6 protein-coding genes are annotated in these 11,973 nt (G+C 60.8%); 1 reads left to right on the top strand and 5 read right to left on the bottom strand.

Translation table 11 applies throughout. From position 1 onward, the window contains the following. Window positions 1-87: 87 nt before the first annotated feature. From ACKUB9_RS33430 to ACKUB9_RS33410, 5 genes are all read right to left on the bottom strand, one after another. Window positions 88-3,288, bottom strand: coding sequence for a DEAD/DEAH box helicase (locus tag ACKUB9_RS33430; RefSeq protein WP_407530868.1), 3,201 nt, complete (start codon window positions 3,286-3,288; stop codon window positions 88-90). After that, entirely contained in the window at window positions 3,285-6,218 is a 2,934-nt protein-coding gene (locus tag ACKUB9_RS33425) for a DUF1156 domain-containing protein (protein ID WP_407530866.1), read from the bottom strand. Before ACKUB9_RS33425 ends, ACKUB9_RS33430 begins: the two co-directional genes overlap by 4 nt. 4 nt (window positions 6,219-6,222) lie before the next feature. Then, on the bottom strand, window positions 6,223-6,708 hold the full coding sequence (locus ACKUB9_RS33420) for a DUF7680 family protein (RefSeq protein ID WP_407530865.1): 486 nt from the start codon (window positions 6,706-6,708) through the stop codon (window positions 6,223-6,225). After that, window positions 6,705-9,755, bottom strand: coding sequence for an ATP-binding protein (locus ACKUB9_RS33415; RefSeq protein ID WP_407530863.1), 3,051 nt, complete (start codon window positions 9,753-9,755; stop codon window positions 6,705-6,707). The genes ACKUB9_RS33420 and ACKUB9_RS33415 overlap by 4 nt, the downstream gene beginning before the upstream one ends. 353 nt (window positions 9,756-10,108) lie before the next feature. After that, a complete protein-coding gene (locus ACKUB9_RS33410; protein ID WP_407530862.1) occupies window positions 10,109-11,059 on the bottom strand; it encodes a hypothetical protein in 951 nt (316 codons plus the stop codon). A gap of 224 nt (window positions 11,060-11,283) precedes the next feature. On the opposite strand from ACKUB9_RS33410, the gene ACKUB9_RS33405 reads away from it, so the two are divergent. Next, the gene (locus ACKUB9_RS33405) at window positions 11,284-11,907 is read left to right on the top strand and encodes a hypothetical protein (RefSeq protein ID WP_407530860.1); all 624 of its coding nucleotides are present in this window, start codon (window positions 11,284-11,286) and stop codon (window positions 11,905-11,907) included. Window positions 11,908-11,973 lie beyond the last annotated feature (66 nt).

Here is an 11,973-nt window from a genome sequence, read left to right as displayed (position 1 = left end):
TGCCGCCGTCAGAGCAGCACCACATCGAATTGTCCGGACCGGACAATGCGTGCGCGGGCATTGCGCCTACCGTCGAACACAACCTCGTCAGGAACGCAGCGTTGCCAGAATTGCGCCTAGGCTGCTCGCCACTTCCCCTGGAGCGGAACTCAGAGGAGGCTCTAGGGGTGGAAACACGGGGCAACCCGGTGACCAGAGTTCAACCGTTTCGGCATGCTGCTCGTAGTAGGCCGGGCTCGTTGTGACGCGGATCGGGGCATCGAGCCCCGGCTGCATGAATCGGTACTCGCGCTCTCCTAGAGCCGAGACCTCCACTCCAGGTGGCATCAGGGCTGCTGTCCTGATCACAGTATCGAGGTCTTGGAGCGACAGCGCGGGCTCCGGGCGGGCGACCTCTTCTAGGTCGGACTCGGTCACCGCGTTGATGTCAAACCCACCCCCGTCCGCCTGAACGCGGGCCGTCTCGGTTTCTATCGCGCTCACCACCTGCTGCCGGTCTACCTCGTCTCGGGCTCGGCCTTCGAGCAAACGATCCTGAATAAGGCTCGGAAGGCGCGAGAGGATCGGCTGGAGCCGGCCCACCACATTCTCGAACAGGCCGATCCGCTGTCGCAGCGCGAGGTACACGTCCGCCTCGACGGTGTTGGCGTAGTGCAGGTTGACGATATGAATGTCGTGGTGCTTCTGCCCAAGGCGATCAATGCGCCCGATCCGCTGCTCGACCCTCATAGGGTTCCAAGGCATGTCGTAGTTGATCAATGCGCCGCAGAACTGGAAATTAAGGCCCTCTGCCGCCGCGTCCGTGCATAGCAGCACGTCGGCCTGCCCCTCGCGAAAACGCCGCTTCACCTCGTCACGCGAGATTGTGCGCCACGTGCCGTCCGCCGAAACTACCTCGCCCCCCCGGCCGGAGAAGCACATCAGCTTCAGCTTGTCGCCCACAAGCTGGGCGCGTAGGCAATCCATTGTGTCCGTGAACTGCGTGAACACGATCACCTGCGCGTAGCCATTGGCGCGCAACTTTATGATCTCCGCCCGCAGTCGGTCGAGTTTCGTGTCGGGCGGGAGAGCCCGGATGTCGGCGAGCAGGCTCTCGATGTTGGCGCGCTCCTCCACCAGCAACGCTTGCTGCTCAAGGTGAGCGGCGGGCTCAGCGTCGGGATCGTCGCTCTCCACATCATCATCGAGCACTTCGTCCAGAATGATCTGGGCGTTGATCCCGGCTCCTTCCTGCTTCGTTACGGCCTGAAGATGGTTTGTCAGCGTCTGGCCGAGGGCATAGAACGAGGAGGCTAGGCGGCGTCGGTAGATCGTCATCACGAATCCGATCGCGTTGCGCTCCTTGTCGTTAGCCTGATCGTAAGTAGTAGCGATGTACTCCTCGACCCTTTCATAGAGGCGGCGTTCGGCGGGAGAGAGGTCGATGAACTCGTCCCTGACACGCCGGTCGGCGATGCGCGTCGTGATCTTGCCGGCCTTATAGTATCGCCGCAACAGTTCACGGGTGTGCCGGGATACGAGCCGGTTCACGGGCGTGTTTCCTTTGATAACACGCAATGCCGTCTTGCGCTCGTCGGCCGCCAGCATCCGGCGCGGTGTGCTGGCCTTATCGCGCAGCGCCTTCAGGATGCGGCTCGCGCGCAGGTTGCCCCCGCCGTCGAGGCGGCGCACCTGTTCGGGCGTGACTGGACCCCAAGCCGTCTCAACGGCGCGGAACATGCCGGCCAGCCGGTCCATGGCCTCGTGGCTGGGGCTCTCGTGCTCGACGTCCTCGAAGAACTTGAGGAACGCGTCCTCGCCCCACTCCGGCGGCACGCCAAGGAGGTCGAGCAGGTCGAAGACCTCGACGGGATGCACCTGCATTGGCGTCGCCGTGAGGAGAACGAGGCCCTGCGTCCGCGCCCGCAAGCGGCGCATCAGACCGAGCAGGGCATTGGCCCTGCGCTCATTCGAGGCCCCGCCCGCTGCCTTCCGGCGGGCATGGTGCGCCTCGTCGAGGATGACGAGATCGTAGGGATCCGCGGCCTCGACGAGTTCGCCCTGCCGCTCGCCCCGGCGCACGAGGTGGCTCGACACGATGACGGCGGGCTCGCGGTGCCATTCCTCGCGCGAGACGGGCTTCTCGGTCTGCCCCCGGGTGGCGGGCGAGGGCAGCCAGCAGAGCTTTGCGCCGTCATAGATCGGCCAATTCAGGTTGAACTTCTCGCGCAGTTCGATCTGCCACTGCCGGCAGACGCTCTTCGGCGCGAGCACCAGGATGCGTTTCGCGCGCCCCGAGAGCCACGCTTGCCGCAGCAGCAGTCCCGCCTGGATCGTCTTCCCGAGGCCGACTTCATCCGCGACCAGGAGCTTCGGCGGCCATTGATCGTACAGGCGGTGGAACGCACGCACCTGATGAGGCCAGGGTATCACGGCGGAGGTGGCCTCGCCGACCCGAGCCCCACCGCCCGGCAGGGTCGCAGCCTGGGCGATGAAGGACCAGACAGCGCTTCGTGGATCGAGGTGCTGCGGCTCGGGATCAGGAGCGGTCGGCGTCTGATCCACCACGACCACCTCGTGCTCCAGCGTCTCCTTGTCCATGATGCGCTTCAAGCGCGCGGGCCGGTCATCGGCAGGGAGGAAACGAAGGAGATCGTCGCGGACGGCGGCGGGCACGTCGAGGGTGACGACATGCTTTGCTTGATTGGCCCAAAGGCGGGCGAAGTTCCCGTCCTCCTCATTCACTCGGTCGGGGTCGCGCCAGGAGGCGAAGACGTTCAGGCTCTCCCAATTCCGGGTCCATCCGGCAGCGGTCTCGTTGAGCGAGCCATTGAAGGCAATTCGGTCGCCCGTCTTATCCTCGACGACGCCGGACTTCTCGTGGAAGAGCCCATCCGCTGGTAGCGGGCGGCGGTGCTCATCGCAGGGCACCGCCACCCTGATCTCTAGATGGCCGTGGGCCACCATCCAGGCGAGCAGTTCGAGCGCTTCTGCCATCGCACCGTTTAGTGGGGCGAGTGGCGCAGTCTGAAGGCGCTGCGCGACCGTGGCCCTGAGCGATTCACCCTGCTCGATCGCATTCACCTCGTCTTGGTCCAGGGTGCAGCCGACCACCATCCGCATGCGCCCGCCCTGGGTGACCAACCATTCGACACCCCGCGCAGCGAGCGCCAGAGCGGAAGCCGAGAAGTACCCGGTCAACCGGTCATAGCGCTCCGCACAGGTGAGAAGCGGAACGTAGAGGTCGCGGACGAGATCGCCGTTATCGGGCGTGTATTTCAGCTTCCACGCCCGGTCGCGCAGGATCATGCAGCTTCGTCCATCCGCCAGAGGTCAAGCTGCTTCGGCTCGTCCACTCGCTCGGCGAAGGCGAGCCTGCGGAGGTTCTCCAGAGCCTCGAAGTCGCTGCCCGCCGAGGCGAGGTCACCGTCGAGTTCGACGCCGGAGAACTGCTTCGAGACCGGCAGCACTTCTAAGACGGCTTCGAGTGCCGCGAGGAAGGCAGTCTCCTTATCCACCTGAACCTTCGCCAGCATCTCAGCAGCAGCCTGAAGCGTGCGGGTGCGGGCCAAGTTGGCGGCGTGGTGGACTGCGTCGATCATCGCGCGGGAGCCGTCCGGCGATCCGAGCGCACCCTTGGCGGCCCGGCGGACGCTGTCCCAGATCAGGAGGTCGCTGCCCTTCTTCTCGGCGAGGACGCCAACCACGTGGGTGTCAAGATCGACACCAACCGCGCGGGCTAGACGCAGCGCTTCGTCATACGGGAACACGGGTGCGCGGAAGGCGTCCCAGGCGAGCACGAACCACGACGTGAGCGGATCAACTTCGGTGTTCGCCTTCACGCGCGTGAGTTGTTCGAGCCGCCAGCGCTTCACTTCGCGCCGCGCCGCTTCCAGGGCGTCCTCTGGGGTCACAGCATAAGGGTCGAACTCCTCCTCGAAGAGAGCCGCCTGTTTGCGGCGGCGGACCGCCTCAGGCTGCGACCGCGGTCTGCCCCGCTTCAAGGGCCAATGCCGAGAGAACTCTTCCAGAGCCGGGCCGAAGCTCGCGAGATACAGATCAACGCCTGTGATCCCGCCCTCCTGAAATTCGGCGACACGAGAGCGAACCGCTTGCGCGACAAGCGGCTCGACGTCTTCCCAATATTTCGCCTCTCGGATGTTAGACACCAAGGTGCGTGGCCGACAGACAAGAAAAATGGTCGAGTTCGCAGCCGATTTGTCTTTGATGTGCAGCGAGCCTTCGGCCTCGGTATTGATCGGCCACGACGCTGAGATTGAGAAACCCGCCTCCATCAGGCCCTTCGTGAGCGCGTCCCAAGCCCCGGTCGCCTTGTGGGTGAACATTAGGGTCAAGATGCCATCCGGCTTCAGGATGCGGCGGCACTCCTCGAAGATGCGCGCCATGCGCTCCTGGTAGTCGCGACCCGCCAAGGCTTTTGCGCCTTTTTGACCTTGAAACTTCGCAGGGTTCGCGACGGCCTCGTTCTCCTTGTCGGTGAGGTGCCGCGTAAAGAGTTCGGGAACGACGTAGCCCGCAGTGCGCTTGAGCCACACATAGAAGAAGTCCGACAATTCGGCGTACATCACATTGTCATAGTAGGGTGGGTCCATCACGACTATGTCCACCGACGCATCCTCAACGTGGTCGAGAGCGTCGCCAGATTTGCAAGTGATGGAAGTTGTTGCGGTGATATCATTGGCCTCGGCTCTAGACACAAGGTCATTTGAGCCGCAGCGCCCACAGACGAGTTCAACGAGTTCGCCTATACACTTTTCAGTTTGCTCAAATACCCATTCGAACCCGAGCCCGACTATGAGTGGGGCCATTTCCGCATAAGACCATTTAAATGCAAAATCGTGACGATCAAAAGTATTGACGATTACCTCACGCTTGGAGTGCCAGCGGGTCATGCGTGAATTATAGTCACGCAGCTTGTCGAGACTCAGGGCAAGATATACGAGGGCGGCTCGCACCGATGGCGTGAGTCCTCGTCTTTCTTCTTCAGCCAAAAGCTCTCTATACACCTCGACCGCTATGCCGTGCCCGAGCAATTGTCGTGGTGAAAATAGATCGGCCCAGGTTAGTAGGCCGTATCGGTGCGGTTCGGCAGTTTTCAAGCCAATCGGAATTTGCTCGGTCGGCAAGATATCGAGATACTGCCAATCAGGCAGCTTGGCATTCAGCAAAGCCTGAATATCTGAGATATTTTCATCGTCACGACAGGGCGCGCGATATTCTCTAACCCATTTATCCTTGCCGCGCCTACCTGTTTTAGTCCTAGTCTCTACTCGACGCTTAAACACCACTGCGAAAAGCTGCTCGCCCATCTCTCCTGCTTGGGCCTGTTCCTTGATTTTCTCGCCGTCTATGATGCGCCCGCAATCTGGGAACGGGCAGGCACCGTCGCCGTCCGCGACTGTTCCGGCGGAGTGGTCTTTCGCTGATTTGACGATCTCAAACTCGCAATAGCGACCTTCAGTACGCGGACCTGCCACACAGCGCGGAACTAGTCGAACACCTGTCCCGTCCGGCGCAAGACGCCAGTTTGGAGAGAGTGGCAGGCGGCCATCGCAATGAGGGCACTGGATCGTTCGAGCCCAAAGATAACCAAGCACCTGCGTATTAGTTGGCTCCGGCGGAAATAAATTTTTGAACTTCGGCAGCGCTCGTTTGATGTACGCATCTGTCAACCGCCTAAATTCGTCGATTAAATCCTCGCGATACTTCGCTGGATATTCGATGGTGGCTTTTTCAATCAGTGCAGCAACTGGATTAAGGTCGTTAGCTATTGAGGAAATTCCAAGGCGGGTTGCTTCGAATGGAATGCTACCGCCGCCAGCAGTCGGATCAAGCAAAATGGGCACATCCGCGCCCTGTCTTACGTGCAGAATGCCCTCCCAATCTCGTCGGTCCGGGCGGTGCTTAAACGCACGCTCATAGCCGTAAGGATTTAGGCCAAGATCCTCTCCCGTCTTCTTGGCTTTATCAATGCGCTGCCTTGTCTTTACGGGATCGCCATGTATCCCGAGGGCGTGCATAAACCTCGACCGATCAGCATCAGCGGGCAGTAGTGATGCCAGGATGGCGGCGCGGGACGCGACCAGCGGACGGCGTGCCCACCAGACGTGAAGATAGTAGGTCGGGGGCAGAGCCGTCATGGAACGACGCTCGCGCACGCTCTCTTCTCCCAAAGCGGCGATCGGTAGCCAGCGTTCGATCAAGCGCGTGTCCGTCATTGGCTTAGGCTCTCTTAGGATCTGTGAGAAGGAAGCGCAGCGCGGTGAGCACGCGACGCGGGTTCTTGCGGTGCATGGTCATGCCGAGCCAGTAGGCCGCTTCCTCACGGCCCATTGCCTCGACGCCGTCCGCCACTGCCCGCATAGCCTCCCGCGAGCGCATCGGCGCGAGGACCCGAAAGAGCAAACCGAGATTGAGCGCGAGGTCTTCAGAAATGCGATGGCCTTCGCGCCGCTCGCCCTCACGCCCGGTCAGACGAATGCCCTCCTGAGTGAGACGACGCAGCACCCGGTGTTCAACTAGATCGAGATTGCGCCCCCGCAGTCCCGCGACACGCGTTGGCGTCGTTACGTGAGGTGAGGCGAGTGATGGCAGTTGCCAGACCTCGACCTCAGTGTCCCCCGGCCCATGACGGCGGATGCGCACCTCGTAGTTTGGAGTGACCTCGGACGGATCGCGGCTCTTCATGCGTTCGAACCGCGCTGTCATGGCTTTGCCTCGGCCGTAGCTTCAACGTAAGCCGATCCCGTCGCGAACTTCGTCAACTGCTCCGTGAGCTTGTCGCAGGGCTCGCCGAGCCCGATGCCGTCATTAAACGCCAACTCGAACCGAGCCTGCACCTGCTTGTCCTTCGCGGCCCTTAGCTGGGGCTCCAGGAAGTCCTTCAGCGGCCCCGCGTCGGTGGGGCTGCCGTGGTACTCGATCTGGACAGTGCTACCGCCCGCAGTCTCGTACGCGCCCTCCAGCACCACCTTCTTCTCGTCGGCAATCCGCACGGCGTTCATGACCCCGACAAGGCGGAAGGCATCTCCAGCGTCAAACATACGCACGGTGAGGTGGCCAAGCTTCTTGATGTTCCGGGCCTTTGCCTGCTCCCAGAGGCGAATAAGCGCCTCGCGCAGCACGCCCTCCGCTGTGAAGGTGAGCGCGCCATCGCCCGCTCCGTTCGTCATCGGGCCGGTCGTCCCGGACTGAGGGCGATCACCGGACTCGCCACCTATTGTGCCTGTGCTGCCCGGCGGCGGTGCTGAATCGCCGGGTTTCGGTTCCACCGACGAAGGCTTAGGAGTGGGCCGGGGCCAAATGCCATGTTCGGTGGCGTAGGCCATCGTGAATACGCTGGCCTGTTCGTCGATCTGGACTGAGGTGTGCGGGTCGCCCTTGCCGTATAGCAGATCTCCGCGCCGGTAGACATACTCGCCCTGTTCAATGCCGCGCCGGATCCCCTTAATGAACACGTCGTCGCCGATCAGCATGGGCAGCGATGGATCCTTTCGGAACTCATCGCGCAGCGCCGCGGTGGTAATCTGACCCTTTCGAAGCGGCGTCCGGTCTCGCGTATAACTGGGCGCGTCCGGCTCGTCCTCAGGGGTGCGCAGCCGCCCAAGTTCGCGGAGTGCCCGCACAATCTGGCTCTGGCCGGAGCCGGGCTTCTCGGATGCCGAGTGGGTGTCAAGGGCGCTGTGGGCCAGATCGACGCTTGCGCCCGAGACGCGGTGCTTCGACGAGTAGAACACGTGCCGGTAGCATTGCTGGATCGCTATGGCGACCTCAGCTTCCGAGCGCGCCTCCAGTTCACGCACCTTGGCTTGCTGGTGCTCAGCGAGTTCCTGGAGGCGCTCAGGGGCCTTCAACTCGCGAAGTGCGAGTCGCCGTGCCATCTTTCGGCGCATGTCATCAAGGCGGGCATCTTCGGCGACAACGAAGGCCAGATTGTTACGTAGACTCCGAAGGCTGCCTCCCTCTGAGCCTTTGCGCTCGTAGATGCGCGCCACGAGGTCCGGCACCGCCTCGACACCCGCGCCCATGCTGCACGCGTCGTAAGACATGACAGCCAGAAGAGGGCGACCGTTCCCGACCTCATCTGGTACGTCCCACGGTCCACCAGGGAACGGCACCGACTCCAAGGTCGTTCCCGAGAAGATTGACTTGATGCGGTCGTTTAATTGCGCCCGGAGTTCGCCAGGATCGACGTTGGCCTCCTGACGGCGAATCACTTGCGTAAGATTGGCCTCTGCCAAGAAGCGCATCGGAGCGCCGGGACGGTCATCGAGGTAGGCTGAGTTCGCTACAAACTTCTGGCGTGCAGCCTCCAAGAACGAGATGTCGATCTTTGGACCGACTATCGAGAAGCGAAGGTGCTCTGGCGTAACTCCCTTTAGGTTTTCGTTAAAGGCGAGCGTGTGCATGAAGATTGTACGCGAGGCGTAGGCCGCATAGGGGGGCAGACCTCGATGGTTCTCGTCGTCGATCTCCTGCACAAGCGCCCGCTTGCCGGTCTCGCCCGCGATGTCATTGCGAACGGCAGGCAGGTACATGGCCTGTCCGAGACGTGTCATGAACTCCTGCCGGATCGGTTCATATCCGGGGTCAATGTGGTGCAGGTGAATCGCAGTCGCGTCTGTCGGCCTTGCAGCCCAAAGTCTCGCAACGGTTCTCCCCAAAATGCGCAGCATCCCGCGCACGCGCTGGAAGTCAGCGAGCGTCGCAGTCTTGCTTGTGAAGGTGCCTAGCACGTCCGGGTGAAGCGGGTAGCCGCGTCGGAACTCAGAAGCAGTCTCGGGCTTCGTGGCTTCGGTCGCGAGTGCTCCCCGATGCTCGTTCCAGAGCGCCCGGTACGTGTCCACTACCTCGCCGGCCCGGTCCCGATCCACATGCTCAAAGAGGCGTCGAAGTAAGACCTCGACGGTCTCGTCATCCTCAGTGGGATTGAGAAGGGTGGCCTTACGTGCGGAGACGCTTTTCGCTTCGGCCAGCCGGTCTGCGAGGAACTGGTTCTCATCACCATAGGCGTCGCCCGCCCGACCGTCCTTGCCGACCGCTAAGGTGTAGACGAGTGCCGCGCGCGGCGAGGACTCGACGGCCTTGAACAATGAGGTAAGGAAAGCTGTGAGTTGGTCGCGGGCGTTTGGACGGCTCTTGACCTTGCGCAGGTAGATTGCGAGTTCGTCGAGCAGGATTAGGGCAGGCTTGCTGCCGAACAACTCGGCCAGGGTCTCCGCACCCGGGGCGATGCCCTCTTCGTCCGAGCGACGCACACGTTCGTAACCTTCACGGCCCGCCAGCGCGTAGGCGATCTCACCCCATGGCGTGTACGCGAGCACGTCTCCCGACATCCGCCTTCCATTCGCTGGATCGGCATTCTCGCCGTCGAATGCAGCAACCCTGACCTCCTCAGTCGGGATAAGCTGCGCGTCAATGAACTCGCCAGAGTTGCTCACACCGCGCATTCCCCTTGCGGCGTGAACAAGCGCGATCAAACCATGTGTTTTGCCGCCACCGAAAGAAGTGTCCAACCTGAATATTGCACTCACGCCCCCGCCGTCAGTGAGCCGGGCACAAACGTTCGCGAGTAGGTTCTTAAGGCCCCTGGTTGGATAAGTGTTGGCAAAAAACAAATGCGGCTTGATGTACTCCTCGGGGCCTTGATTTTTAATGACGTGAGACAGATCGGCGGCAAAATCAGAGTCACTCGACGTGCCAGCCAACACATCGCGACGAGGAACACAGAGATCAAAAATGGTGACCGACGACATACTAGGCCGACTCCGACGCCCTGAGACTTCAACCTTAGCGCGTGGCGTTCGGCGTCGGCTGTGACAAGCTATCCTCACTCACTGAAAATCAGCAAGATCCACAAGGACAGTGCAGATCGGGGCCGCCATTATTGGAGGCGGCCTGCCTCGGTCGGGTCCCAGCGCGCAGGCATTAGGGACCTTGATTGCGAGCATCCGTGGTCGAAGGACTGGCTTGGTAGCGAAGGCGGTGACGCGGGCGACAGTACGCGAAACGGAAAAAAGAAAGCCGCCGCAGGAGCCTGCGGCGGCCTAAATTTGGGAGCACGGGAGCGATTAGCTCGAAAATGTCCGGTCCGGATATTCTCGATAACTCATTTCTTCGGAGAGTGCTTACGGAGAGCGACGCTCTGGATCTCGCCTACCTCCTGGGTGAAGATCGGGAGTAGCGTGATCTTGCCATCTGCATAGTCGCCGACGAGGAGGATCTGCCCGGAGGTTAGATTGGGGGGCGGCGACTTGACGGGGACAACGCCCAGCGGCGCTTCTCTAGCTCGCCGCAAGGCACCTTGGTAGGAGTCATCCTTCTTGTTCGTACGCTTCGCGGCTGCTGCTTTTTCCTCGTCCGTTGCCGGGACGAGGCTCAGCACAGCCTTCGCCTTCCGGAGACCGACGAGTTCCTCTCCCTTTCCCAGAACGTCTTCCGGGTCCGTGATGAAGTCACGGAAGGCCTGCGCATTCCCGGGCACTTTTCGCACCCAGGCGGCTCTGAGCTTGTAAGCCCAATCGCTCTTCGTGCTGGTGCTCATGTCGTACTTAGCGGCCAGCAAGATCGCTGTGAGCACCCGGTCAGCCGTCTTCTGCCGCTTGCGGGGCTTATTGATGTTTGCCCGCTTCTCAAGCTCCTCCAAGGTCCTCGGGTCGCTTTCAGCGTCGCAGACGATCGGGTAGATCCCAGCCGTGGACAAGAGTGAGATCTCGTCCAACTCCTCGGAGGCCCGCTGCTTGGCTGTGGCGTACCTCAACACGAGATTAATTGCCGAGTCCAAGGGAGATTGATTGTGTCCCGATGCGGCCAGATCGCTCATTGCGGCATCGGCCACTTGGTCTGGATTAGGTATGGGATACGTACCTGCGTCGGGCCATTCGATTTCGACCGGCTCGTCGCCCGCCTGAACTGGCTCGGGTACGGGATCCGTCGAAGCTGCGCCGGGGCCGCGGGGCTCGATGGGCTCAACGCCCGCTTGGACTGGCTCAGGTGCGGGATCCATCGAAGCTGCGCCGGGGCCGCCGGATCCGATGAGGTCATCAGCGGTATAGTCCATATCTTTTTCTTTCATCGCGTACCTCTCGTCTGGGGCTGATGGTAGGCCACCTGCTGCACGCGCACTGGCTACGGGGGCCGGGGACAGCGGCGGTATCGCTCCCAGGCGTCAGCCCGAGAGATGCGGCCAGAAAGCCTACTACTGGCAACTAATACGCTTGTCGTATGCTATCTTGCCTGTAAGAGGCTTATGCAGTAATTTGACGCATCTATTGGGGGACGATCATGGCAATGTCGAATGCCGATGGTAAAAGCCTAGTAATTGCGCGTGTTGTTGCTGTCTTGCAGAAATTCAATGAGATTGGACTCGGCCTACCAGAGGCATTGGCCTTTCTCTGGGTGGCTGGAAAAACGATGCAGATGGATAATCCGCGGCTTCCAATCATCAAGGAAATCCAAACTGAACTTGGAATGAAGACTATATCAGGAGCTAGTCGCGTATTGGCGAAGCTGGCATCGGATTTTGGATTGTTGCAAAGCGATAGAGGAATAAGAGGCGCGCGCGCAGAAGCTTATTTCCTATCGCACAAGGGGCGATCTCTCGTCGCAGAGATTGTAAATGAAATTAATAGCAGCAGAGAATATGACGTCCAAAGCCATGAATTATCTTCTTACGCCAAGGCTCGTTTCATTGAAGGAGTCAAGAGCACATCTCTATCAATCACAAAGTTAGATGATGCAGGTCTGATTTGCGAGATCATGCTGGATGATACGGCCCTGAAGAGTGAGGTATTGTCTTGGTCTCACGATAATCTTTCACCAGAGACGAAAATTGAATTGCGAGAGAGTGGTTTCGTCATTGAATTTGCTGATATGTCCGATGCGGTTTACTTCCGGCTTCGGTGGTAGGCGCAATGCCCGCGCACGCATTGTCCGGTCCGGACAATTCGATGTGGTGCTGCTCTGACGGCGGCA

The sequence above is a fragment of the Methylobacterium oryzisoli genome, from assembly GCF_046557895.1.
GTDB lineage: Bacteria > Pseudomonadota > Alphaproteobacteria > Rhizobiales > Beijerinckiaceae > Methylobacterium > Methylobacterium oryzisoli.
The sequence above is the reverse complement of the archived record's forward strand: the minus strand, read 5'-3'. Positions and strand labels throughout refer to the sequence as shown.

Coding starts and splice junctions, on each gene's coding strand:
- ACKUB9_RS33430 (WP_407530868.1), bottom strand. CDS start 3,288: ATGATCCTGCGCGACCGGGCGTGGAAGCTGAAATACACGCCCGATAAC.
- ACKUB9_RS33415 (WP_407530863.1), bottom strand. CDS start 9,755: ATGTCGTCGGTCACCATTTTTGATCTCTGTGTTCCTCGTCGCGATGTG.
- ACKUB9_RS33405 (WP_407530860.1), top strand. CDS start 11,284: ATGGCAATGTCGAATGCCGATGGTAAAAGCCTAGTAATTGCGCGTGTT.
- ACKUB9_RS33420 (WP_407530865.1), bottom strand. CDS start 6,708: ATGACAGCGCGGTTCGAACGCATGAAGAGCCGCGATCCGTCCGAGGTC.
- ACKUB9_RS33410 (WP_407530862.1), bottom strand. CDS start 11,059: ATGGACTATACCGCTGATGACCTCATCGGATCCGGCGGCCCCGGCGCA.
- ACKUB9_RS33425 (WP_407530866.1), bottom strand. CDS start 6,218: ATGACGGACACGCGCTTGATCGAACGCTGGCTACCGATCGCCGCTTTG.